Source organism: Alteromonas sp. ISO5 (genome assembly GCF_058105165.1).
Window position 1 is genome coordinate 481,239 of record NZ_CM176572.1, and the last position, 24,593, is coordinate 505,831.

Sequence of the window (24,593 nt, forward strand, 5' to 3'; positions counted from 1 at the left end):
AAATCGCAGCATTTTCAGGCCAGCCTGATCACCACAGCCTGCCAGGGCTCAAGGGTATAACCTGAGTCATCCAGCTGTAGCGACGCATAGTTGTTGATCATGACATTATCGCCAATCAGTGCTGGCTCCAAAGCGCAATGTTGTTGACTGCCCGAATAGTTAAGCAGTACCAGAATCACCTCATCATCGAGTTTGCGGGTATAAGCATAAATATGCTCATCATCCGGCAACAACAATTCGTACGCACCATAAACCAGCGTTAAATTTTCTTTGCGTAAACGCGTAAGTTTACGGAAGTAGTTTAACGGCGAGTCCGGATCGTTTTCCTGCGCGGCCACGTTAACTTCGGGATAATTGCCGGTAACTTTTAGCCAGGGTTCACCAGTAGTAAACCCTGCGTTTGCTGAGTCATCCCACTGGATAGGCGTGCGGGCATTGTCACGAGCACTTAACTTATGCGACTCGAGTAACATTTCAGCATCACCCCCTTCATTTTTAGTCAGGTTATACCAGTTGATTGTCATCAGATCGTCGTAGTCATCAATGCTGTCGAATTTGGCGTTGGTCATGCCAATTTCATCGCCCATGTAGTAGTAGGGCGTGCCACGCATGGTGAGCAAAAAGGTGCTCAACAGCTTGGAGGACTGAACGCGATGCTCTGGCGAGTCGTCACCAAACCAGGTCACCTGGCGCGGAAAATCATGGTTGGTATGCCATTGGGTGCCCCAACCTTTTTCATCAAAGGTGGTTGCCCAGGCACTCATGATCGCTTTGTACTTCACCAAATTCTGGAAATCAGCATTAACGATCTTGCGTTGATCTACGCCCAGTTCCACATGCTCAAAGTGGTAATTCATATTCAGTTCCTGACGGTCCTCGTCCACCAGGTCGTGAATATTGTCCAGGTTTGTTCCCGGTCCTTCAGCCACAGTCATAATATCGTAATGCTGTAGCACCTCGCGGTTCATCTCGTGCAAATACTGGTGTAAGCGCGGGCCTTGCGCGTAGACATCGATCATGGCTTCGCCGTGCACGCCCTCGAATACCGGATAATCATCATGCTTGGAAATAAAGGTGATCACGTCCATCCGGAAACCATCGATCCCCTTTTTAAACCAGTAATGCATCATGTCGAAAATTTCTTCGCGTACTTTGGGATTTTCCCAGTTTAGGTCTGGCTGGGTTTTATCAAAGTAATGCAAATAGTATGCGTCTGTAGGCTTGTGATAGGCCCAGGCACTGCCTTCTTCGTCGAAGAACGACCAGCGCTCAGGCGGCGTGCCCTTTTCGGCCGGCCACCAGTGATAATAGTCACGATAGGGATTATCGCGGGACGAACAGGCTTGTTTAAACCATTCATGTTCGCTGCTGGAGTGGTTAACCACCAAATCCATCACCACCTTAATACCACGGGCATGGAAACCGGCCAGTAATTCCTCAAAGTCGGTCATGGTGCCAAACTCATCCATAATGTCCCGATAATCAGAAATATCGTAGCCATTATCATTGTTAGGCGATTTATACACCGGGTTTAACCAGACAATGTCCACCCCCAGCGAAGCAATGTAATCGAGGCGACTAATGATCCCTTGAAGATCACCAACCCCATCACCGTTTGAGTCCTGAAAACTGCGCGGATAAATCTGATAAACAACACCCTCTTTCCACCATTGACGGTTTATCTGTTTTAGTTGCATGATTGTTTCTCCTGGTTAGCCAGGTGATCAGGTTTGGTGTTAATTCTCAGTGCAAGGCCTGCACCGACCACAAACAAGATACCCGACAGAGCCAACGCGTTACGCGGATCTCCGCCCAGTAAAGAGTCGTAGAAATAACCCACAGAGAGCATTTCCATGATCTGCGGCAGGCAAATCATGGCGTTCAGCAGCCCCATGTAAACCCCTACTCTGGCGGCAGGCGTTACGTCGGCAGCAATGATAAAGGGCACGGTGATAACAGCAGACCAGCCAATACCTACCAGCGCCATACAGGCAAAAGTGGTATACAAATCAGTGGTCAGTTGCATCGACAAGTAACCTAGCCCGCCAATCAGCAAAAACAGTGCATAAGTTTTAGCATCACCAATTTTGGTAACTACCTTAGCAATCACCAACGCCATAATGAGTGTGGTAACGTTCATAATGGTGAAAGCCATGCCCACCTGCGCGGTGCCTTCCGCAAAACCGGGGCTATCCGGGTTAGGGGCATCGTAAACGTGGCGGGCAATCGACAACGCCAGGTACTGCCACATCATAGGTAAACCAAACCAGGTAACCAGTTTCACCCACCATACTGCACGTAAAGACTTGGGCATATCGACCACCGCACTCCACAACTCAGTAAACACATGACTGATGCTTTTGTGCTCACGCTTAGCGTGAAATGCCTCCATATTTTCTGGCGGATATTCCTCTGTTTTTATAAATGACCAGGCCATGGAAACCAGGATCACCACTACCCCAATGGCAAAGGAATATTTCACTATTTCAGGAACTTGCTTGCCATCGGTTTCAGCTGAAACGCCCGCAGAGATCATTATCAATGGCATCAGACCTGCCAGTATCTGACCGGCGGCAATCATAAAAGACTGTAAGGCATAACCAGTAGGACGTTGCTGATGATTAAGCTTATCACCCACCAGGGCACGGTACGGTTCCATGGCGGTATTCATTGCCGCATCAAGGATCCAGAACAGCCCCACAACCATCCATAGCTCAGGTACATAAGGCATAAACATCACGGCAATTGAGCCAACCAAAGCCCCAATCATAAAAAATGGTTTACGGCGACCAAAGCGGGTCCAGGTGCCATCACTGATAGCCCCTATCAGCGGTTGGATGAGCAGCCCTGTCACCGGGCCGGCCAGCCACAGAATAGGCAGCTCATGTTCTGCCGCACCGTGATAACGGAAAATCGGACTCAGGTTAGCTTGCTGCAGACCGAAGCCATACTGAATACCAAAAAAGCCAAAGCACATGTTCCATATTTGCCAAAAGCTTAAGTTCGGTTTTAGTGAATCTTTCATAACAAGATCTCTGTTTGTAGTAAACTTTAGCGTAACAAACATGTTGCTGATTCTCACAATCTCGAAACATAAACATGTAACACGCTGATACTAGTGCTAGGTTTGATGTTGTGCGCGACTATTACCAGCCTTCCCACGCAACATAAAACACACAAAAAATTAACTTCGCAAGCTGAATCTTAAACGATTAAGAAGATTACGCAAGTTTTCTGCACATTTTCTTAAATGATCATAGACACAATGACTCCCTGTGGAATGCTAGCCACAGAATGGCTGATTGCCGAGCGTCCCGGTAAAGTTGGTGCGCTGAAAAAACATCCTCGCAAGAACAAAACCACCATTAACATCGAATACCTGAAAGCCAGTATCCGGGCAAAGGTAGAACACCCGTTTCGCATTATCAAATGTCAGTTCGGCTTCATCAAAGCACGCTATAAAGAATTGATGAAAAACGACTCACAGTTAGCCATGCTGTTCACCTTGGCAAACCTGTTTAAAGTCGAACAGAAATTACGACGACAGCCAAGATCCGCCTGAAATCCGGGAGTAGCCCGGAATAAGGGCGAAAACCGGCCTAAAACGGTAGTATATTGACCGAAACTGGACGTTTAGTGCTTAAAATTCAGACGGCAAGTGCAAAACCATATTCAAGGTCTAAATTGTAGAACTTATTCGCAGTTCCCCTAACACGATGGTAGTTCAGGGCGTGTAGCTTTTAGCCCTGCAACTGTTTTTGTTGTAGCGCTTATTTCCTTGCCTTTGTCATCTAATTGACCTGAAAGTCCATTATTGTAGATTTTTTTGCCACGCTATAGCGGATTAATTGTACCCAGTCGTCTTAGTGATAACTTGGTGTCAGGTTAAGCACAAAAATGTCCTCCAAAAATATTATCAATCAGTCGTTTGTCAGTATTAGACAAGGCTTGATGAAAGTCGTTAGCGGAATTGTTCCTGCTCGGGAAATTGAAGATGTGGTGCAAGATACCTACGTCAGGATTATTCAGTCTGAACAGTTAGATTGTATCAAACAGCCCAAGTCTTACATATATCGAACTGCTGTGAATTTAGCCAAAGATCATGTTAAAAGCGCAAGCTATCGCCTTGCCGAATCCTATAGCGAAATTGATTCATTGCTGGATAGCACAACACAGGTAGATACTGTCTATCACACATCCGCCACAGAACAGGAGTTTGTGCTTTTTTGCGATGTCGTGAGTGAACTACCAGAGCAATGCCGTCGTGTGTTCGTACTTCGTAAAGTCTATGGATTTTCACAACAGGAAATCGCCGAAACATTGAGTATCTCGGTAAGTACCGTAGAAAAGCATGTTGCCAGTGGTATGAAACGCGTATTGCTGCAACGTAAACAACGCGGGAATCTTCAGTCAAAGGGAGCGAATAATGAGTAATATCGTTCCGTTCACGCCAAAAAAATCGACCCTTGATGAGGCCGCCGATTGGTTAGCGAAGGTTGACCGAGGGCTGACGCATGCAGAAGAAAGTCAGCTAAGGTTATTTTTAAGTCAACCTCAGGCCAAGGCCGATTTTGAGGAGCTAGCCTTGTTATGGGACAAGATGGAAGTGTTATCGCGATTAGCACCGTTGGTTCCAAAAGAGGGCGTTACTCGCCCCCGGCATGGCAAATCCATGCGTCACTTGTATACCGCGCTCGCTGCTTCGGTTGTTTTTATGGTTTCACTGACCCTGATAATCCTTAAACCTTTTGCTCAAAACGAACATTCTCATAAACAGGTAGCCACCTATCAAACCAAAATAGGTGAGTATGCTGAGTTCTCACTGAGCGACGGTAGTCGCGTATCGCTGAATACCAATAGTCTGTTAAAAGTTACCTTTAGTGCCCATGAGCGGCATCTGGATTTACAACGAGGTGAAGCACACTTTGGTGTAGAGCATGACCCATCACGACCGTTTAACGTGTTTGCAGGCGATCGCTTATTCCAGGCGGTCGGCACAGAATTTACCGTGCAGTTAAGGCCCGATAAGGTAGAACTTACCGTTTTTGATGGCCTGGTGAGAGTGAATAAAACCCAGGAGGTACCTCAAGCGAAAGAAGTTCCGTTACTTGAAACCGGTGACTTAATGCAGGCCGGGGAACAGGGGCAATATGGTAAAGACAGCGAGCTTAAGCAACTGTTACCCGAAGCCGATCTGGCGCAACGTCTTGAATGGCAATCGGGACATTTGATGTTTAACGGTGAGCCATTGGAAGTCGTGATTGCCACCATCAGCGAATACACCACAACAGAATTTACTTTTACTGATGAAAAAGCGAAATCAGTGCCGGTGGCCGGGCGTTTTAAGATTGGAGATATCGATGGTTTTCTCAATGCGCTACAGGACAACTTAGCGATTGAATATCAAAAAGTGGGCGATGAAAGGGTTCTCTTAAGTGTACAGAAGCAGTAATAAAACCTTAATAATTTTTTTATGGCGGTTTTTGTTTAACCCTTCGTCGTTAAGACGTGGATGCCTTATCGGCTCGCGTAACGGAATGGTTAAAACGTTCTTTGTGTGTTTTCTCCAGGTCGCCCCGGCTGCTTCAAACAGCCTGGCTGCCACGCAAAAACTCGATGGCGTAGTTCAGTTTAATATTCCTCAACAGCGCGCAGATAAAGCGCTGTCGCTTTATGCAGACCAAGCGGACATTACCTTAATTTTTCCGTTTAATGTGGCACGACAATTTTCAGCTAATCCGGTAATCGGAGATATGACAATTGCCGATGCTGCAACCGCTCTGCTTGAAGGGACACCACTCAACCCTGTTTATATCGCCGATGGGCGATTAAAAATTGAAGTTTCCCGGGATCTGCCGGTTGAGGAAATGAAGACTGTGAAAAAGCATAAATTATCAGCAATTGCCGCCTTTCTATCGACACTATTTATTGCCCCCAATGTGACTGCACAAATGTCTGAAGAAGGCTCTATTGAAGAAGTTGTAGTTAAAGGTCAAAAACTGTCTCGCTTAAAAGCCATAGACATTAAACGCAATGCCAATACCGTGATGGATGCACTCTCTACCGACAACTTGGGTCGTCTGCCGGATAAGAATGCCGCGGAGTCACTTAATCGGTTACCGGGCGTGTCGATCATTATCGAGAAAGGGGAAGGCCGCTTTGCCTCAATTCGTGGTATTCGTCCGGACTGGAACCGGGTAACCATTAATGGTTTCGAAACTGGCTCACCGGAAAAAGATGGAAGCGGACGCTCAATGCCATTGGATGTACTAGGTGGTGAAATGCTGCAGACCATTGAAGTCTATAAAGCAAAAACGGCTGATATGGACGGCGAAGGTATTGGTGGTACGGTCAATATTGTTACCAAAAAGCCGTTATCGGGCGATGACTTTTCTGCCACGGCCAATGTGCGGTTTGGTATGGAAGAGTCTGACCAGGCAAATCCTTATTATGACCAAGAAAACCCCTATAACTTTGATTTAGCTCTGTCTGGAAAGCTGTCTGAAAATGTTGGCTGGATGGTGGGCGGTTCTTATACCCACCGTGAGTATCTGGCGCAGGGCCTTTATCAGGATGACTGGCTGGAAGTAGAGGGGGTCGCTTTTCCTAACCAAACCAAAAACAATTATTACGTTTTGGGTCGTGAACGTCAAACGGCCATTGGTGGGTTAGAGTTTAATATCAGCGAGTCCACCAATTTACTCGCGCAGGCATTTTTCAGCAAGTTTGAAGAGTTTCAGCACCGAAACCGTTTTCGTCAGTATATCGACCAGGACGAAAGCGCGATTAGTTCCATATCTGGTGACACAGTATATCTGGAACCAGACGCTACCAGTGTCAGGGCTGATCTGCGTTTAGAGGAAACCGATAAAGAGTTATTTAATTTCAGCATCAGTGGCGAAACCTTAGTTCAGGACTGGACTTTCCAGTACGGGGTTAATTACGGCGAGAACGAAGTCTCCCAACCGAATGCTTACTGGCAGCTTCGTCAGGCATCTGGTGTTGAGTTGGGGCCGGACAGTTTCTCTGTTTTTAGCAATGGCGTGGTTGATCTTCGGGCGGGTGGTTTAACCCATAATGATGCGGCGAACTTGCGGTTCCACTCGGTGGGTTATCAGGCCGATAAAGCCACCCAGGATATTACTTCAGCGAAATTTGATGCCAGCTATGATTATTACCTTGGCAGCTACGGCTCCACGCTGAAATTTGGTGTGAAGTTCAGCCATAGCAAGAAGGATTTCGACTTTAACAACAATGTATATGCCATTGAACGCGATATTGTCGATGGCTACGGTGTAACTGATGGCAGTTTCGCCAATGATGTGGACGGCCAGCCCCGCGCAAATATCTGGCTAAACCTTGATGCCCTAAACGGTTTGTTTGCTAGTCGTCCTGACTTGTTTACTGCCTCCGGCGATAACCGGGAAGCTAACCTGGCTAACGACCGAGAGGTTAAAGAAGATATTTTTGCAATTTATGCCATGAACAGCATCGATATTGGCGATTTGCAGTTAATTGCTGGTGTTCGTTTTGAGAAAACCGATATTGATTCCACCGCTAATCAGCAATCTGTCGATCAGTATTCGTCGATTTCAATCAGTGGCAGTAACGACGTTGTTTTACCTTCGTTAGTGGCTAACTACTCTGTGCTTGATGATCTGATATTGCGAGCCTCATACACCACAAGTCTGGGACGCCCGGATTACGGTGATTTAAGTGCGAGTTCCAGTCTGGGGATCAACGATGATGGCGATACGGTGTTGAGCATTGGTAATCCGGATTTAGATCCTTACACCGCCGATAATTACGATATTGCGCTTGAGTGGTACCCCATGGATACCAGTGTTATTTCCGTGGCCTGGTTCAGAAAAAAAATCCACGACATTATTATCAATGATGAGCAGCGTATTGCGGGTGGCGAATATCAGGGCATCAACTACGGTGTTGATGAATTATATGTTGAAACGGTGCGTAATGCCGATACCGCGACGGTTGATGGTTATGAGTTTAACATTCAGCATCAGTTTGAAGGTTTACCTGCACCGTTTGACGGCGTAGGAGTTTCCTACTCATATACGTCTATTGATGCGGAGTTCTTCGACAGTAGTATTAATCAATCCCGTACCCTCGAAGATCAGCCCGAAACCATACAAAGCTTCACATTGTTTTATGAAAACTATGGGGTTTATGCGGGCTTTACCTACAACTACAATGATTATTTCCTAACCGATATCAATAACCTTAACGATACTTCCGATGATATCTATCAGGGCGAATTTGGCCGTTGGGACTTCCGAGCTTCTTACGCCATCAACGAGAAGTTAACGGCTTATGTGGATGTTAACAACCTAAATAATGAGCCAACAACGGAGTTTCAGGCCGGCAAAACAGCCTGGAATACCGAATATGAGTACGTTGGCAGTACTTATTACGTTGGTGTGACCTACCAGTTTTAAGCCAGTTTATGTTGTGTCGCGCCCTCCATCGGTGGGCGTTTTTCCTGTAAGGACAGTTTTTAATGAAACAATTTGTAGTAGGTCTTGGCCTGTTTCTGTATTCAGCAACGCTTCTCGCAGCGCCGCCAAAGGCTAATATTCTGGCTTCGTTTAGCTCCGTTAATGCCCGGCAGGGCGTGGCCGTTGATGCTGAATATGTCTATAGCATCAATAACACCCGTATTTCTCAGCATGATAAGCAAACGGGAAAATTGCTGAAGGAGTGGCAGCAAGCCCCTCAATCAAGCGGTATGTTAACCCACATGGACAGCGGAATGGTGTGGCAGGGCAAATTATATGCATCGCACTCTAACTATCCTGGCACGCCAATGACCAGCTCGGTAGAAATCTGGGACACCCGGTCGCTAAACCATGTGGCAAACCATAGTTTTGGCATTCAGTTGGGCTCATTCACGTGGCTTGATCGCTATCAGGGGTACTGGTGGGGCGCGTTTGCTAATTACGACAAAGTACAAAAAGGCCAGACATCAGCCTACGGTGAAACCCGCAACACCATTATGGTGAAAATGGACGACGACTTCCGTATTTTAGCCCGCTGGGTATTTCCACCGGCACTGCTCGAGCGCTTTACACCCATGAGTAATTCGGGCGGCTCCTGGGGACCGGATGGTTTGCTGTACATTACTGGCCATGATCATGCCGAAGCTTATGCTGTACAGTTGCCTGAATTCGGCAGTGAGTTGCAATGGGTAGGCACAATTGCGTTGCCTGAGCAGATGGAAGGACAGGGAATCGCCTGGGACCGCAGTGAAGCAGGACGGGTAATGTGGGGCATTTCAAAACGTTTGAAAAAGGTTTACAAAGTAGCCATGCCGCGGCTTGAGCCACAAGAATAATTCGTGATCAACGCGGCAACACTGCGACCAGTGCATGTGCACTGGTCGTGATGGCACAATAGCGCTTATTCTGCGCTAAGCGATGCCATATCAATCACAAAACGGTGGGCCAGATCACCTTTTGCCAGCGTTTCAAAAGCTCCGGGCATATGGACGAGATCGTATCCGCAATAATGAAAGACAAAAACGTTTCGCCATTAGAAACTAAGGAAACTGCGAATAAGTCCTGCAATTTAGTTCTTGAGCAAGGCTTTGCACTCGCCGTCTAATTTTTGAACTCTAAATTCTCAATTTCGGCCAATAGACTAACCTATTAGGCCAGATTGTGACCTTATTCCGGGCTATTCCCGGATTTCACACAGATATTGGCTGTCGTCGTAACATCTGGTCTACTTTAAACAGGTTCGCCAGAGTGAATAACATAGCCAATTGACTTTCGTTTTTCACCAGTCCCTTGTAGCGAGCTTTGATAAAACCAAATTGGCATTTGATGATGCGAAATGGGTGTTCCACTTTTGCCCGGATACTGGCTTTCAAGTATTCAATCCTGATAGCCGTTTTATTTTTCCGTGGGTGCTTTTTCAGTGCCCGGACTTTACCGGGGCGTTCGACAATCAGTCATTCGACATCCGTACCTTCAAGTTCTTCTCGCTTCTCTGCGCCTTGATATCCGGCATCGCCAGAAATGAATTTCTCGTCGCCGTGCAACAGGCTTTTCAACTGATTCAGGTCATGCTCGTTGGCGGCGGTGGTTCCCAGCGTATGGGTCAGGCCACTCTTGGCATCCACACCAATATGGGCTTTCATACCGAAGTGCCACTCGTTACCTTTTTTGGTCTGATGCATATCCGGGTCACGCTCATTCTTTTTATTTTTAGTAGAACTTGGCGCTTCAATTATTGTGGCATCCACCAGTGTACCCTGCGTCATCATCGCACCGCTGTCCGTCACCCATTGGTTAACCGTTTTGAATAATTTGCGAGTCAGCTTGTGTTTTTCCAGCAAGTGCCGGAAGTTCATAATGGTGATGCGGTCAGGAATCGCTTTATCCAGTGACGGTTGTGCAAACTGACGCATCGAAGCAATTTCATATATCGCATCTTCCATCGCTTCATCACTAAGGCTATACCATTTTTGCATACAGTGAATGCGGAACATGGTTTCTAGCAGATACGGACGGCGGCCGTTGCCGGCTCTAGGATAAAAGGGTTCAATTACTTCCAGCAGTTGAGACCACGGCAACAAGTTGTCCATCCGGGATAGGAAAATCTCTTTACGGGTCTGGCGGCGCTTGCTGGAAAACCCACTATCGGCAAAAATTAACTTAGGTATTGGTCGATGCGATTTACTGTACTACTATGATCTCACATCAGAGACTTATTCGCATCCTCCCTAGAGGAGAGGTTGCGTGCCCTGGCGACCCACGCTTAACAATGTGCTGCAGCCGACGTTACGAGAACTAGGGAACAAACAAATGATTCGCGACTATCGGGCAGCCGATATTGATCAAATCTTGGAAATCTGGCTATCTGCATCGATTAAAGCCCACAACTTTATCGCCCCTGAGTTTTGGAAGTCGAAGATTGGCATGATGCGTGATGTATATATTCCTGCATCGGAGACGCTTGTATATGAAGCAGAGGGAGAGGTGGTTGGTTTCTATAGTCTGTATGAGAACAATCTAGCTGCGATCTTTGTGAAACCAGGTTCGCAAGGTAAAGGATTGGGTTCAGCTCTGATTTATGATGCGAAGAATAGGCGAGAGAAGATTCAGCTCACTGTTTATAAAGATAATATTCCGAGCATCAAATTTTATGAGAAGCACGGATTCAATTTACTTGGAGAGCGGATCGATGAGCACACTGGGCACCTTGAGTTCATCATGGGATATCACCCTTAGTATCAAATCATATAAAAGTCAGTACAAATGAACCTAATCCAGTTCATCGTCGATACACAGTCCCCATTTAAGCTTTGGCTATCCATTAATGCACTGCCCATTGGCTGCGAAACACAACATGTACTCAGTCATAGCTCTCTTCCTGTTTTGGTTTACAAAGCGCCAGCCAAAAGCCTAACCCTCGTGCGGTGAAGACATCTTTGCGATAGATGCCTTTACCGCGTGTCCAGTTCAATGAATGCTTCATTGTGATTGCGACCTGTTGAGCGTTATAATTGATTTGTTGATGGTGACTTTTCTTATTCTCGATTGACTTCTCGCACTATGTACCGGCAGTCAACAATCGAACACCTAACCATCAGGTTTGCATTGTTATTTTTTCGGAGCGTCATATGAACAGGAAAATTCTTCTTACCCTTATTCTTGTTATGGTTGCCGTAGCAGGGGGAGCTGGCTGGTATTTCCTGCAACCAGCGGCGTTACCAGAAGGGCTTTACAGCACCAATGGTCGTCTGGAAGCAGAGCAGGTTCAGGTGGCCACTAAAACCGCCGGTCGTATTGCCGAAGTGTTAGTAAAAGAAGGGCAGCTAGTTCATAAAGGCGATCCTCTGGCACGCATGGACAGCCAGCAATTATTGGCCCGCAAACGCGAAGCCGAAGCACAAATAAAGGCATCCGAACTAGCTTACGAAGAAGCCGATGCGGGTGTCGAACAACGTCAGGCACAGTTAACGCTTGCAACGCGGGAACTGGAACGAACCCGAGCTATGATTGCCAAGAAAGTTACTTCGCAGGAATCGCTTGATCAGGCCCAATCTCAATATGATTCTGCCAAAGCGGCCTTACGCCTGAGTAAAGCTACTGCGGAGCGCGCCAAAGCCAGTATTGATGCCGCCCAAGCGTCTTTGGCAGAACTCATGACACTGCTGGATGATACCGAAATCATCGCGCCGCGCGATGGCCGTATTCAATATCTGCTGGCCCAACCCGGAGAAGTGCTCTCAGCAGGCGGCCGGGTGGTGACCATTTTAGATATCAGCGATGTCTATATGACCGTATTTTTACCAGCCGATGTGGCAGGCAAACTCGCACTCAATGATGACGCTAAATTAATACTGGACCCCTTTTCCGATTACGTTATCCCCGCCCGCGTATCATTTGTTGCCGCAGATGCGCAATTTACACCTAAATCGGTGGAAACCTCAGAGCAGCGTGACAACCTGATGTTCAGAGTAAAACTCAGCATTCAACCTACCTTACTCAAGCGCTATGAAGATCTGGTCAAAACCGGCATTCGTGGTATGGGTTATGTGAGAACATCTGCACAAACGTCCTGGCCAGAGGAACTCAGTAAGCCCCTACCATCACCCGCCATTATCAGCGAGTAAACCATAAAACGCGGAGTAAGGTATGACTGAGGTTGCTCATGTTTCACATCTGACGCACCGCTTCGGTGACACCGTCGCAGCAGATGATGTTAGCTTAACCGTGCCTGCAGGCGTCATGGCAGGCTTTATTGGGCCTGACGGTGTTGGTAAATCGACCTTACTGTCGATTATTTCAGGCACCCGAAAAATCCAATCACCAGCGATAGATAGTGCAGATACTGACTCCCCTTGCCGGGTTGAAGTACTGGGCGGCGATATGCGCGACTCAGTACATCGGCGTCGCAGCCAACCGCGTATAGCGTACATGCCACAAGGGCTTGGTAAAAACCTGTATCCCACTTTAAGTGTAGAAGAGAACCTCAATTTTTTTGGCAATTTATTTGGTCAGAATGCCAGCGAACGTAAACACCGGATAACTCACTTAACCCGGGCGACGGGACTGGATCCATTTCTTACCAGGCCTGCCGGAAAACTCTCAGGTGGCATGAAGCAAAAGCTGGGGCTGTGCTGTGCCCTGATCCACGATCCGGATCTGCTTATCCTGGATGAACCAACCACTGGGGTTGATCCGCTCTCACGGCAACAATTTTGGCAGTTGATCAAAGATATTCGTCAGCAACGTCCGCAAATGAGTGTATTAGTGGCTACTGCCTACATGGAAGAAGCCCAGCAATTTGACTGGCTGGCAGCTATGGATGATGGCAAAGTCATTGCCACTGGTTCACCGCAGTCTTTGCTGGAGCGCACCGGCTGTAACACTCTGGAAAGCGCATTTATCTCGTTACTGCCCGAGAGAAAACGCGCCGAGCACCATGAAGTCGTCGTCCCCAAAATGCCCGAAGAACGGGCTGAACTGGCTATTCAGGCATCTCATTTAACGCGTACCTTTGGTGATTTTACTGCAGTAGATGACGTTTCCTTTGAGATTCAACGCGGCGAAATCTTTGGCTTTCTCGGCTCCAACGGTTGTGGCAAAACCACCACCATGAAAATGCTCACAGGGTTACTCCCTTTCTCCTCTGGAGAGGCCCGCTTATTTGGTCAGTTACCCGAGCCTGATGATTTGCAAACCCGCAAACGTGTGGGTTATATGTCGCAAAGCTTTTCGCTGTATGCTGAAATTTCGGTGCGTCAAAACCTTGAACTTCATGCCAAATTGTATGCGTTAAGTGAACAGCAATCGACCCATCGAATTGACTCGGTGATGGAAGAGTTTGGCCTGCATCACGTCGCCGAGCAGCAACCCTCTAGTTTACCTTTAGGCATCAGACAACGTTTACAACTGGCAGTCGCGGTTTTACACGACCCTGACATTTTAATCCTTGATGAACCCACCTCCGGGGTAGATCCCGTTGCCCGCGATCAATTTTGGTCCCATTTAGTAGATCTATCCCGTAACAAGGGCGTGACGATTTTTATTTCGACCCACTTTATGAATGAAGCGGAGCGGTGCGACCGCGTGTCGCTAATGCATGCAGGTAAAGTACTGGCCGTCGGTAAACCAGCCGAACTTGCCCACCAACGCGGTAACTCGTCACTTGAAGAAGCCTTTGTTGACTACCTCAAAGAAGCCGCCGATATTACCGATGATGAACCGGGCGATAACGCCACTGAGCAATTGGATAACGCCACGTTAGCGTCGCAAAACGAAAGCCATTCTAGTCGCTTTAATTGGCGCAGAGGGTGGGCGTATGCCTGGCGTGAAGCGCTCGAAATTCAACGCGACCCTGTCCGTTTGGTATTTGCCTTATTCGGCCCGCTCTTGCTAATGATAACCTTTGGGTATGGTATTACCTTTGATGTTGAAAACATTCGTTATGCGATTATCGATCACGATCAATCGCGGGAAAGCCGCTTGTTAACTGAAGGGTTGTCTGGCTCACGCTATTTCGAACAAGTTGCAACACCACCTTCTCACGATGCAGCGGTCGAACAAATGCGCACTGGGCAACTCACCCTGCTTATCGAAATTCCGCCACAATTTGGCGAGCATTTTATTCGTGGCTGGGCACCCGAACTGGGTATCACTATTGATGGTGCTATGCCCTTTAAAGCAGAAACTACCTCAGGCTATGTGCGTGGCCTTCTGCTCCAGGAGCTACAGCAAATTTCGGCTAAAAATGCGCTATCAACATCGCTCTCTTATCCGGTAAATGTGCAAAACAGGTTTGAGTATAACCAAGCATTTAAAAGTGTGTATTCCATTGTTCCCGGCGTCATTATGCTGATGTTGGCGCTCATTCCGGCTTTGATGACCGCAGTGAGTATTGTCCGCGAAAAAGAAACCGGCTCAATCGCTAACTTCTATGCTACACCGGTGTCACGACTTGAGTTCCTGCTCGGCAAACAAGCGCCTTATGTTGCCATTTCTTTTATCAGCTTTATTACACTGCTAATACTGGCCGTTACGCTATTTGGCGTACCGGTACGCGGTAATATTCCGGTTTTAACGCTCGGCGCTTTACTGTATGTTACCGCCACCACCGGGTTTGGCATGGTGATATCAACCTTTACCAAAACTCAGGTCGCGGCTATTTTCGCGTCCGTGATATTGAGTATATTACCCGCGGTTAACTTTTCCGGTTTACTTTCTCCAGTCTCTTCACTGGCCGGGCCTGGCTATATCATAGGCCTGATGTTCCCGTCGTCCTGGTTTCAACAAATCAGTATTGGTTCTTTTACAAAGGGATTGCAGTTTAATGAACTGTGGCAAAACCATCTTATGCTTGGTGTTTTTGTACTGGTATTTACTGCACTTGCCTGGTTCGGCTTAAAAAAGCAGGAGACCTGATGAATATTAAAAACGTGAAGGAACTGGGCTTAAAAGAACTGTTTAGTCTACGCTCTGATCCGGTCCTGTTACTACTGATCATTTATATCTTCTCATTGTCTGTTTATTCGGTCGCAAGAGGCGTGAACTATGATGTCGATAATGCAGCGATTGCAGTCGTTGATGAAGACCGCTCGGCGTTAACCCGCAATATCACTGCCGCATTTTTACCGCCACAGTTCAAGGCGCCCCAGGTCATTAGTGCGGCCAGTGTTCAGCAGCGACTTGATGATGCCACCTACTTGTTTATTGTCTCTTTCCCGCCGAAATTTGAAGAAGATGTACTCGCCGGACGGCAACCACAAGTGCAAGTGTTAGTGGATGCCACAGCCATCGCACAGGCCGGAAATGGCGCTAATTACATTGAAGAAATCATTCAACGTGAAGCTATCAATGCACTGTCTCCCGGCATGACGCTGGAGGACATGCTGCCGGTCCAAACACGTATTCGCAAACTGTTTAATCCTAATTCGTCATCGGTTTGGTTTAACTCATTAATGCAAGTGATCAACAGTATTACCATTCTTGGCGTAATTTTAACCGGTGCAGCGCTAATCCGAGAGCGTGAACACGGCACCGTTGAACATCTACTGGTCATGCCTGTTACCCCCGCAGAGATCATGTTGGCAAAAATCTGGGCCAATAGTCTGGTTATTCTGGTAGCCTCTGTTTTATCGCTACAATTAGTGGTCACCTGGTGGCTGGCAGTACCGGTGCAAGGTTCGTTATTGCTCTACGTGTTTGCTTGCATATTGTACTTATTTTCCGTCACCTCACTGGGCATCATGCTAGGCATCATTACCAATTCCATGGCCCAGTTTGCATTGCTGCTTATTCCGATTGTCATCATGATGTACCTGTTGTCAGGCGGCACTACCCCACAAGAAAGCATGCCGCTGTTTTTACAACGCGTGATGATGTTCTCGCCTTCTACCCATTTCGTGACCCTGGCGCAAAACATTCTATATCGTGGGGCGGACTTTAAAAGTGTGTGGCCCGAGCTAGCGATTCTCGCCAGCATAGGCGCGGCCTTTTATGCCATTGCACTGGCTAAATTTCGCAAAGCCATTATTACTATGGGATAGCCAGTATCGATGTTGCCGGTGGTGATTGAACTGTCTTCAAGGTTTAATCACCGCTTGATATTTAGGCAAGCTTTTTTGTATTGATACTCTTCTGCAACATTTAAGCAAATCATCCGTATGTCCAGATTAAACGCATTCTTCTCTTTCTATGCGTTGTATCTTCTGAAGTAAGGCTGTCACTGTGATGCCAATTACCATCACCGTAAAAGAATTTAAATAAACAGACCTACTCAAGATGTGATGAACGGCCTCAACCACTGCGTATAACCGACATTTATATAGGGAAACTGCGAATAAGTCCTGCCATTTAGAGCTCTAGCGAGACGTTTTACGGATAGCTTAAATTTTAAACGCCAAGTTCCCAGTTTCGGCCAACATACTACTGTTTTCGGTCGAATTACGACCTTATTCCTGACGAATCCGGGGTTTCAGGCAAACCTTAGCTGTCGTCGTAACATCGGGTCTGGTTTAAACAAGTTTGCCAGAGTGAATAACATCGTCAATTGACGGTTATTTTTCATCAGTCGCTTTGTAGCGAGCTTTGATAAAACCCAATTGGCATTTGATAATGCAAACGGGTGTTCCACTTTTGCTCGGATGCTGGCTTTCAGGTATTCGATATTGATGGATGTTTTGTTCTTTCGTGGGTACCTTTTCAGCGCACGAACTTTACCGGGGCGCTCTGCTATCAGCCATGCTACATCCTTATCTTTAGGTTCTTCTCGTTTCTCTGCTCCCTGATAACCAGCATCGCAAGAAACGAATTCCTCATCACCGTGTAGCAGTTTTTTCAACTGGTTCAGGTCATGTTCGTTGGCGGCGCCTGCTGGAAAACTCACTATCGGCGAAGGTAAACGGTTGGTTCATGGGCGCTAGCGGTTGTGATTAACTGTACCGCTATAATTTCACATCAGGGACTTATTCGCATCTCCCCTAGTATCGATAATGGCATTTTCAAACAGTTGTCATAACAACAATGTACTTTTAAGATTCACAACAACAAATCGCTACGAGAATACGTGTTATTGAAGCCACCCTCTGCTAACCGATCATTTTACCTGATCATTGTCACTTTTATTCTCCTCGCTGTACTTGGTCAGCTTTCAACGGGAATATACACGCCATTCTTTCATGAATTAGCCCAGTTGCATGGCGCAGGTATCGCTCTGATTGAAAAAAGCGTGGCCATTTTTCTCATCGCGTTTGCGCTATCACAGCTGTTATCAGGCATCGCCTGCGACTATTTGAATAAAGCCTGTCTGCTGCAGTCAGGGTTACTGTTATTTATACTGGGCACGCTGATGGTTGCTTATGCTAATAGTCCGCTGCTCTTTTTAACCGGGCGGGTAATTCAGGGGCTGGGCGGAGGGGTGGGCGTGTCGGTAACACGAGCCTTATCGAAACAGTTATTTAGCCCACAACAACTCAATGTGTCCCTTTCACTCACCAATATGGCCTTTGCCATCGCCCCCGCAATCGCGCCGATGCTGGGTACGTTAACCGGTGAATGGCTAGGTATCAGAGCTATATTCTTCGCGGTACTGGTAATTGCGCTAGTGGCTCTGGGATTACTTATTGTGGTCACTCCCGCCTTTAACTTGCGGCCTGCCCCCGAGGCTCTACACGTAATGCGTGAAACCTTCACGATGCTAAAAAGCTGCTTGGGCCCTATTGTGTTAATCGGTACTGCCAGTGGATTCCTTTATGGCGTTGTATTCGGCTTTGTGACTATCAGTCCGTCAATTATTATCAATGAGCACGGCTACAGTAAAAGTGCTTTTTCGTTATTCTCACTGCTGACTACACTGTGTTTTGTGCTCGGCGGCATTGTTAATATTAAATTGTCGGGCGTTTCTGCGCTGCGTAAATTTACCCTGTCCGGTTGGGTTATACTGGGATTGTCTTTAATCACCCTGTTATGGATTACAGTATTGGGGGCTGACAGACTATGGCTCATTATGACTTACAGTTATCTCGCCTTCTTTCTGGCGGGCATCGCCATGCCTTGCAGCGTACTCCTGATACTGGCATTTTCTGACTCTTCGGCGGGCCTGTTAGCCGCATTGGTAGGCTTTTTCCACCTTAGTGGCGCCTCAGCCGGCGCTTACCTGGTGGCCACACTAAACCAGCCGCCAGCTCACGCCTTTATACTGGCAACCGCTGCCTTGAGCCTGGGTAGTGTGATTGCCTGTGCTTTTGTCAGAATTCAGAAACCAGGCTGAAGCAACCGTTTGCCGGGCTTAACTATCGTGCCCGAAGCTAATCGGTACCTGCTTATAGAAGACATTTAATAAATCATTAAAGGCTTTTATCTCTTCCACCGCCAGATACCGGGAAGGCATTAACAATAGGGTACTCACATACAGGGTATCCAGCTCATCACCCGGTTCAAACCGGTAAGAACGGGTGAGCTTTCCATAGCGATGCTCGAAGTTCAGGTCCGGGGGAAAGCGGTTGAGTGCCCATTCATGAGGTACCTGAATTTTATACTCAGACTCCACCCAAAAGCCGGGATAAAACTGACCATAGACTTCGTTATTCAGCCATGATGATGAGAGTTCTCCGCGTAACCACGAGTCATTTTCAGCCAGCGAAATGCCCTGCTGTGGATTAAAATAAGGCTCGTATGTGGTGGCAGAATGGGTCGTCAGGTGGCTCGACATGCTATCGACACCAGAGATTTCAAATACCGGCTCAGCATCTTCACTGGCCACATCATGATAAACGTCCACCATGTATTCCAGACGTTTTGGTTGTGACAGACCAGCCATGTTCTGGCGCATTAACGACGCATACTCATTCAGAAAAGTGAGCGTGACCAGCTCTTGCTGACCACCTTGTGGTGTAATGGTGATGTCTGACTGCGCTTTCAGTTGCCAGCGATATTGCGGTCGGGGAATGGTCGATATCGACTCACTATCAGACAAATTTAATGCTACCCGTCCCTGGATCCAGTCTGACGTACTCTGCCATTGGGTGTAGGGATCGGTTGGATCAAGACAATACTGCTGTCCTTCAAAGCTAAAACAAACCACTACATGATCAAATAAACCGACTGCTGCAGCGCCAGCCATGGCCGGACGCTCTCTTTTGGTTGCCACCAAAACCGGTTCAGCATCAATATTGATGGCACGCAGCATGGCTATCAGCAAGGCAGATTTGTCTTTACAATCACCAAACCGATTAGCGATGGTTTCGTCCACGTCATGCGGCACAATATCGTAGCCGGCTTCCGAGCGCGAGACATAACGAATATCACGGGCAACAAATTCGAAAATACGCTGGATCAGAGCACGCTTGCCATCAGCATTTTCAGCAAATTGATCAACCAATGGCTCTACGCTCTGGTTATTTTCAATAGCATTTACAAAGCCAGGACGTACTTGCTCTTTAACCGCTTGCCAGTCCGGCTCTGTGGAAAGGGTGAGCTGACCCAATTGATCGCCCCAGTTCACTACGCTGTCGGATTCTGCCGCAACGAGATTGTCTGCGTGACAGAACACTCGCTTGGACTGCTGCTCGCAGTTTACAAGTTCACTGCTATTATCGAAATACAACTGGGTAATGTCGTCCCACTGCGCTTCGAAACTGTAATGGAGCATATCAGCGGTTTGTTGAGGGTACGAACGAATGCTCCAGAATGGACGCTCAGGGGTGAGTGTTTCCTCAATTTTATAAGCAATCAGGGTTAAGCCGCCCACTTCCACAGCTGGAAAAGACACAATCATCTTTTCTGTTTCCGTAAAGGTATTGTAGGTATCTTCAGCAATGACTTTCTGATGTGACTCGTTGACGTAATTCACCCTACCAGCAGGCGAAATACTCGCTGCTGTCAGCACGGTAAGCTGTTCATTCAACTGATTAAAGTAAATGCTCTCATAGGCATTGTTCTGCACGGATGCCGTGGTTGGGTAAAACCAGATTTTATGACCATAAACGGTTACCTTGTTGTTGTTCAGTTCCACTTTGTAGGTGCGCTCCAGGCCGGTTAATGCACTGTGTACATCTGGTTCCAGCTCACTGGCAAGCTGTTTGGCCCGCGCAATCAGCGCCTCCCCGTGCAGAAATTCAGCCGACACCGGCAGGGTTAACAACAAACTGAATAATAGGATTAGCTTACTTCTCATCTGCGATCAGCCCTTTTACATCCTTAATAAATTGCGGCTTGTATTGGGTATAGTTGCGTGGCGCCACCCACATGTATCCCACCAGCTCGACCAGGCCTTTTTCCTGCTCGATAAGGTGCGAGATATACAGTTGCTGGTCACCGTCTTCAGTATTCTCACAGCTCACTACAGAGCGCAGCAACCCGGTTCCTTCCTGCAATGACCGCGATGCGCTACAGGTTGCACCAGGCAACACTTCAAGATAGTTAGCATAACGATTTTGTGCTATCTCATTAAAGTCGTCATGTTCGGTGTAGGTAAATACCGCGTACCACATGGTGTTTAACGGAGCAGGCCCTCGAAGCTCATACTCGGCAGAGCCATCGGTAACAGTCCCAATCGGCACGTTTTCCCAGCCTTGCTGATTCACGGTAAAGCGCACGCCCGCCTCAGGCACCACTATTTCGGTACCGGGCTCGATAGGCGTAGTCTCTACATTAACCAGTTTTAACTGCCCCAGCGCCCAGAACAGACCAGCCCAAAGGGCCAAAAATAACAAGCCGACAACCCATTCCAGGGCATTAAATCCGGCAAACCGGTGCATCATCGGCTCGCTCTCAAATGCTTGTCTGATACGATTTAAACGCCGGTGCAGCAGCAAAAACAAAATAAAGGCTACTGCCCACAAGACAAATTGCAGCGTCTGACTCTCTATGACTTCACCCACTACATAAGCACCAATATAGGCACCGCTGAATAATCCGTTCCAGGCAATGTTCTGTATCCGGGTCCAGCCCGGTAGTTGCCGCTGTGCTTCGATGTCGCTGAACGTATTAAGCAGAATGTGCGAGGCGAAAGGCAACGGCAAACACACTACCGGCGCAAAAAACCACAGGATAGGAGTGAACGAGCGACCGGTAATGCGTTTACAATCCCGGGCGGCCAGGGCAAACCATACAAACAAGTAGCAGCCCATCGTCACTATGGTTAGCAAGCCCTCCAGCCACACAGCCCGATAGGGTGCTACTTTCTGATGGGTACGGGGGGAGTCTGTCACATCCTTGTCCTCTACTGCATGGGTAGTCCTCTACCCGATTAAAAAGGCGGCGCTGGTATTTAGCCATTATTATTTTTTACAGCAATACCTTGGGCGCGGCAGATTAATATCAATAAGCTGATTTAATTAGAGAAATAACAAACCAGTAACGGCCGAACGATTGCTGCTCATTTAGCAATCAGTTTACTCAAGGCGTAAGAAACCCGCAATCAAAAGCCGTAAGAGAGAGATATTAAACAGAGAAACTGTTTGGAGAGATGTGTAAATATAACGGCGTATTAGTTTAATTTCAGCTAGACAAGATCTTCTGCTATCAGCAATGAAAGCAGAAGATCCACGCACATCTTACTGCTCTAAAAACTCATCACTTAAATAAAGCTCGTCGTTACTGTTGATACCCACTTTGCGATTCAATACCGTTTGCGCAATTTCCTGTGCTTCTTTCAGTGAATGCATTTTGTACGTGCCGCACTGGTATTCGTTCAGCTCCGGAATATCGGATTCTGTCTGTACATTCAGTACATCGTTCATTGCCGCCAACCAGGCCTTAGCCACTCGCTCTTCATCCGGCGTACCAATCAGGCTCATGTAAAAACCCGTACGGCAGCCCATGGGAGAAATATCGATGATCTCAACGTCATCAGCATTAAGATGCTCACGCATAAAGCCTGCAAACAGGTGCTCAAGGGTGTGAATGCCTTTTTCAGACAACGCTTCCTGATTCGGTACCGTAAAGCGCAGATCGTAAACGGTGATGGGATCGCCTTTAGGCGTCGTCATTTTTTTCGCAATGCGCACAGCCGGGGCTTGCATGCGGGTGTGATCAACACGGAAGCTGTCGAGTAATGGCATGATTAAATTCCTTGATTGATAACGGTAATGCAACCTTTGTTACGCGCACAACCGTAAATAAGTTTAACGCGGGCTATTGTACATCAACTATCAGGGATAAACATACCGAAGCAGCGCCGATGAGTGTACCCTGTAGATAATCCGGCAACCGTTAAAAGGAATCTTATGAAAAAGCTACTAGTCACAATAACAGGCGTTTTAATGCTGACTGCCTGCGACCGCAATGAAGTGGGTGATGTTTCTTTAGGGCTATTTACCACCAAGGACATTAAAATAGACATGTTCGCCGATCCATTGATCCCGGGAGTAACCTGTCATGTGGCGAGTATCGAAGCCGATTTGAGCCTGGCCGATCCCTCTGACAGCTCTATTGCCTGTCGCCAGACCGGCGAAATAACTACCGCCATGATCGCGGCTATCGATAAATCAAAATCAGGTGACGTAGTGTTTAAAAAATCGAAAAGTGTATTGTTTAAAAATATGAAGATTCGCCGTATTTTCGACGCCCAGAACCAAACGCTTATGTACCTGGCCTACTCCACCAAAGAAACCTCAGGCAGTTTTAAACACAGTTTATCGACCGTGCCATTGTGGGGTACAGACGCCTATCAGGCGACGCTTGCTCCAACCAACTAAATCGGAGGAGCGCTCCCGCCGTCTTGACTAAGGCGTTGTATTTCTCCGAGAAATAGCGTCTTCGTTAATGACCCGCACTTCACGTTGCGGGAACGGAATTTCGATGTCATGTGCTCGCAGTGTTTCAAACACAATCAGTAACAAATCGCCGCCGACCCGATTTTTACCGTCATCCACGCCTTCCATCCAGAACTCCACAAACATATTAACGCCGGAGTCACCAAAGCTGTCTATTTCGCAATCAGGGCGTTCCTCAAACGGAATATCGGGCCCGCTGATCACCTGAGGGTGTTCGCTTACAGCCTCTTTGATAATGTCGACCATAGCACGAATATCGGTTTTATAAGCCACTGAAAAGTCGATGCGGTATCGTTGTTTCGGATCCTTATGAGTCCAGTTAATTAATAACGAGCTGATAAACTTTTCATTAGGTACGAGAATATCTTTACCATCATAGGTTTCAAGCACTGCGTAGCGCATTTTAAATTCACGCACGAACCCCTTACTGCCGTCATCAAGTTCAACGAAATCGCCCACGGTTAATGAGCGATCCAGTAGAATAATAATCCCCGAAATAAAGTTGGATGCTATTGATTGTAAACCCAGGCCGAGCCCTACACCCAAGGCTCCACCAAACACCGCAAGGGCAGTAAGGTTAATACCCATAATGTTCAGCAAGAGCAGAAAAATCACGCAGAACAGCACCACTTCGAAGAGCTTGGAAAACACTTCTTTGGTGGTCACATCGAGCTTTTCATGGTTACGAATGATGTCTTTACCCATCACGCTGGATGCTCGGCCAAGCCAGAACAATAACACCCCGAAAATAGTGACCCTGGCCACGCCGTAGGCAGATACGCTGACATTGCCAACATTAATCGAGATTGACTCTAGCGCGGCAATCACGGAAGGCAACACATCAATCATGTGCAGAAAGACAATGGGCAATCCCACCCAGCGCAGAAAATTCGCAATCCCCCGGCTTTCTACGAAAGCGCGAATGAATGAGTTGAGAAAAATCATAATCGCCACTATGACCGCAACTTCCAGAAGCCAGGCATCCAGTTGATACTGCTTGCCGAGTACCGACGTAAGCTTGAGAAGGGAAATCGTAAAAATTGGAAACAAGGTACCGCTCATGCGATAGATTTTGTGTCTGATGATATGGGAGCCGTCGGCCGGCACTTCGCGCGTCCAGCTGAATTGCCGACGTAAACTGGAGGACATTAGCCAGGCAACGGCATAAATCGAAACAATAACGATAACCTGGTACAAAAATGTTGGACTAAGAACGGCGTCCTGAGCAACCAAATAAGTTTTCTTCAGCTCAGCGATAAAGGCTTCCATAATTTACCCTGCAGAGGATGTGCTTCGGGCAAGTTTTATC

At 47.3% G+C, this 24,593-nt stretch carries 17 protein-coding genes and 3 pseudogenes; 11 read left to right on the forward strand and 9 right to left on the reverse strand.

Annotated features, from left to right (window positions below; genetic code table 11):
• Positions 1-14 precede the first annotated feature (14 nt).
• Together AC2T0J_RS02105 and AC2T0J_RS02110 are read right to left on the reverse strand one after the other, a co-directional pair.
• Entirely contained in the window at positions 15-1,697 is a 1,683-nt protein-coding gene (locus tag AC2T0J_RS02105) for a glycoside hydrolase family 13 protein (RefSeq protein ID WP_489808552.1), read from the reverse strand.
• Positions 1,688-3,025 (reverse strand): MFS transporter, encoded by a 1,338-nt coding sequence (locus AC2T0J_RS02110; RefSeq protein ID WP_489808553.1) that lies wholly within the window; start codon positions 3,023-3,025, stop codon positions 1,688-1,690. Before AC2T0J_RS02110 ends, AC2T0J_RS02105 begins: the two co-directional genes overlap by 10 nt.
• Positions 3,026-3,292: 267 nt before the next feature.
• On the opposite strand from AC2T0J_RS02110, the pseudogene AC2T0J_RS02115 reads away from it, so the two are divergent.
• The 5 genes and pseudogenes from AC2T0J_RS02115 to AC2T0J_RS02135 form a co-directional block, all read left to right on the forward strand.
• Positions 3,293-3,562: pseudogene (locus tag AC2T0J_RS02115) on the forward strand (transposase); the annotation flags it as partial.
• A 335-nt stretch (positions 3,563-3,897) separates the two neighbouring features.
• Positions 3,898-4,434 (forward strand): RNA polymerase sigma factor, encoded by a 537-nt coding sequence (locus AC2T0J_RS02120; protein ID WP_489808554.1) that lies wholly within the window; start codon positions 3,898-3,900, stop codon positions 4,432-4,434.
• On the forward strand, positions 4,427-5,452 hold the full coding sequence (locus AC2T0J_RS02125; protein WP_489808555.1) for a FecR family protein: 1,026 nt from the start codon (positions 4,427-4,429) through the stop codon (positions 5,450-5,452). The genes AC2T0J_RS02120 and AC2T0J_RS02125 overlap by 8 nt, the downstream gene beginning before the upstream one ends.
• 85 nt (positions 5,453-5,537) lie before the next feature.
• Positions 5,538-8,456 carry a TonB-dependent receptor gene (locus AC2T0J_RS02130; RefSeq protein WP_489808556.1) on the forward strand — a complete coding sequence of 973 codons (2,919 nt, stop codon included), beginning with the start codon at positions 5,538-5,540 and terminating at the stop codon, positions 8,454-8,456.
• Between the two features lie 62 nt (positions 8,457-8,518).
• Positions 8,519-9,352 carry a hypothetical protein gene (locus tag AC2T0J_RS02135; protein ID WP_489808557.1) on the forward strand — a complete coding sequence of 278 codons (834 nt, stop codon included), beginning with the start codon at positions 8,519-8,521 and terminating at the stop codon, positions 9,350-9,352.
• A 354-nt stretch (positions 9,353-9,706) separates the two neighbouring features.
• Here AC2T0J_RS02135 and AC2T0J_RS02140 read toward each other — a convergent pair.
• Positions 9,707-10,684: pseudogene (locus tag AC2T0J_RS02140) on the reverse strand (IS5 family transposase).
• 142 nt (positions 10,685-10,826) lie between these two features.
• On the opposite strand from AC2T0J_RS02140, the gene AC2T0J_RS02145 reads away from it, so the two are divergent.
• Entirely contained in the window at positions 10,827-11,252 is a 426-nt protein-coding gene (locus tag AC2T0J_RS02145) for an N-acetyltransferase (RefSeq protein ID WP_489808558.1), read from the forward strand.
• 124 nt (positions 11,253-11,376) lie between these two features.
• Here the strand turns inward: AC2T0J_RS02145 and AC2T0J_RS02150 are convergent, their stop codons facing one another.
• Positions 11,377-11,499: a hypothetical protein gene (locus tag AC2T0J_RS02150; RefSeq protein ID WP_489808559.1), complete on the reverse strand. Its 123-nt coding sequence runs from the start codon at positions 11,497-11,499 to the stop codon at positions 11,377-11,379.
• 145 nt (positions 11,500-11,644) lie between these two features.
• Here AC2T0J_RS02150 and AC2T0J_RS02155 point away from each other — a divergent pair, with 145 nt between their 5' ends.
• Genes AC2T0J_RS02155 through AC2T0J_RS02165 form a run of 3 tightly spaced genes read left to right on the forward strand, consistent with a single transcriptional unit; the run spans position 11,645 to position 16,555 of the window.
• Complete coding sequence (locus AC2T0J_RS02155) at positions 11,645-12,640, forward strand: HlyD family secretion protein (RefSeq protein WP_489808560.1); 996 nt, start codon at positions 11,645-11,647, stop codon at positions 12,638-12,640.
• A gap of 22 nt (positions 12,641-12,662) precedes the next feature.
• Complete coding sequence (gene rbbA / locus AC2T0J_RS02160; RefSeq protein ID WP_489808561.1) at positions 12,663-15,431, forward strand: ribosome-associated ATPase/putative transporter RbbA; 2,769 nt, start codon at positions 12,663-12,665, stop codon at positions 15,429-15,431.
• Entirely contained in the window at positions 15,431-16,555 is a 1,125-nt protein-coding gene (locus tag AC2T0J_RS02165) for an ABC transporter permease (RefSeq protein ID WP_489808562.1), read from the forward strand. Before rbbA ends, AC2T0J_RS02165 begins: the two co-directional genes overlap by 1 nt.
• 428 nt (positions 16,556-16,983) lie before the next feature.
• On the opposite strand, the pseudogene AC2T0J_RS02170 reads toward AC2T0J_RS02165, so the two are convergent.
• Positions 16,984-17,376 (reverse strand): annotated as a pseudogene (locus AC2T0J_RS02170) (transposase); the annotation flags it as partial.
• Positions 17,377-17,580: 204 nt separating this feature from the next.
• Here AC2T0J_RS02170 and AC2T0J_RS02175 point away from each other — a divergent pair.
• A complete protein-coding gene (locus AC2T0J_RS02175) occupies positions 17,581-18,777 on the forward strand; it encodes an MFS transporter (protein ID WP_489808563.1) in 1,197 nt (398 codons plus the stop codon).
• 18 nt (positions 18,778-18,795) lie between these two features.
• Here AC2T0J_RS02175 and AC2T0J_RS02180 read toward each other — a convergent pair whose 3' ends face one another.
• The 3 genes from AC2T0J_RS02180 to luxS all read right to left on the reverse strand — a co-directional run bounded on the left by AC2T0J_RS02180 (position 18,796) and on the right by luxS (position 22,570).
• On the reverse strand, positions 18,796-20,682 hold the full coding sequence (locus tag AC2T0J_RS02180; protein ID WP_489808564.1) for a DUF3857 domain-containing protein: 1,887 nt from the start codon (positions 20,680-20,682) through the stop codon (positions 18,796-18,798).
• Positions 20,672-21,718 carry a hypothetical protein gene (locus AC2T0J_RS02185; RefSeq protein ID WP_489808565.1) on the reverse strand — a complete coding sequence of 349 codons (1,047 nt, stop codon included), beginning with the start codon at positions 21,716-21,718 and terminating at the stop codon, positions 20,672-20,674. The genes AC2T0J_RS02180 and AC2T0J_RS02185 overlap by 11 nt, the downstream gene beginning before the upstream one ends.
• Before the next feature lie 345 nt (positions 21,719-22,063).
• The gene (luxS, locus tag AC2T0J_RS02190; RefSeq protein WP_105934810.1) at positions 22,064-22,570 is read right to left on the reverse strand and encodes an S-ribosylhomocysteine lyase; all 507 of its coding nucleotides are present in this window, start codon (positions 22,568-22,570) and stop codon (positions 22,064-22,066) included.
• A gap of 165 nt (positions 22,571-22,735) precedes the next feature.
• Here luxS and AC2T0J_RS02195 point away from each other — a divergent pair, with 165 nt between their 5' ends.
• Positions 22,736-23,206, forward strand: a complete 471-nt coding sequence (locus AC2T0J_RS02195) for a CreA family protein (protein ID WP_489808566.1) — start codon at positions 22,736-22,738, stop codon at positions 23,204-23,206.
• 27 nt (positions 23,207-23,233) lie between these two features.
• On the opposite strand, the gene AC2T0J_RS02200 is transcribed toward AC2T0J_RS02195, so the two are convergent.
• Positions 23,234-24,553 carry a mechanosensitive ion channel family protein gene (locus AC2T0J_RS02200; RefSeq protein WP_489808567.1) on the reverse strand — a complete coding sequence of 440 codons (1,320 nt, stop codon included), beginning with the start codon at positions 24,551-24,553 and terminating at the stop codon, positions 23,234-23,236.
• Between the last annotated feature and the right edge of the window lie 40 nt (positions 24,554-24,593).

Bases quoted from the DNA above. Each gene is read 5' to 3' on its own strand.
- AC2T0J_RS02200 (WP_489808567.1), bottom strand. From the start codon at position 24,553: ATGGAAGCCTTTATCGCTGAGCTGAAGAAAACTTATTTGGTTGCTCAG.
- AC2T0J_RS02130 (WP_489808556.1), top strand. From the start codon at position 5,538: ATGGTTAAAACGTTCTTTGTGTGTTTTCTCCAGGTCGCCCCGGCTGCT.
- AC2T0J_RS02150 (WP_489808559.1), bottom strand. From the start codon at position 11,499: ATGAAGCATTCATTGAACTGGACACGCGGTAAAGGCATCTATCGCAAA.
- AC2T0J_RS02155 (WP_489808560.1), top strand. From the start codon at position 11,645: ATGAACAGGAAAATTCTTCTTACCCTTATTCTTGTTATGGTTGCCGTA.
- AC2T0J_RS02125 (WP_489808555.1), top strand. From the start codon at position 4,427: ATGAGTAATATCGTTCCGTTCACGCCAAAAAAATCGACCCTTGATGAG.
- AC2T0J_RS02135 (WP_489808557.1), top strand. From the start codon at position 8,519: ATGAAACAATTTGTAGTAGGTCTTGGCCTGTTTCTGTATTCAGCAACG.
- luxS (WP_105934810.1), bottom strand. From the start codon at position 22,570: ATGCCATTACTCGACAGCTTCCGTGTTGATCACACCCGCATGCAAGCC.
- AC2T0J_RS02120 (WP_489808554.1), top strand. From the start codon at position 3,898: ATGTCCTCCAAAAATATTATCAATCAGTCGTTTGTCAGTATTAGACAA.
- AC2T0J_RS02165 (WP_489808562.1), top strand. From the start codon at position 15,431: ATGAATATTAAAAACGTGAAGGAACTGGGCTTAAAAGAACTGTTTAGT.
- AC2T0J_RS02110 (WP_489808553.1), bottom strand. From the start codon at position 3,025: ATGAAAGATTCACTAAAACCGAACTTAAGCTTTTGGCAAATATGGAAC.
- AC2T0J_RS02180 (WP_489808564.1), bottom strand. From the start codon at position 20,682: ATGAGAAGTAAGCTAATCCTATTATTCAGTTTGTTGTTAACCCTGCCG.
- AC2T0J_RS02145 (WP_489808558.1), top strand. From the start codon at position 10,827: ATGATTCGCGACTATCGGGCAGCCGATATTGATCAAATCTTGGAAATC.
- rbbA (WP_489808561.1), top strand. From the start codon at position 12,663: ATGACTGAGGTTGCTCATGTTTCACATCTGACGCACCGCTTCGGTGAC.
- AC2T0J_RS02195 (WP_489808566.1), top strand. From the start codon at position 22,736: ATGAAAAAGCTACTAGTCACAATAACAGGCGTTTTAATGCTGACTGCC.
- AC2T0J_RS02105 (WP_489808552.1), bottom strand. From the start codon at position 1,697: ATGCAACTAAAACAGATAAACCGTCAATGGTGGAAAGAGGGTGTTGTT.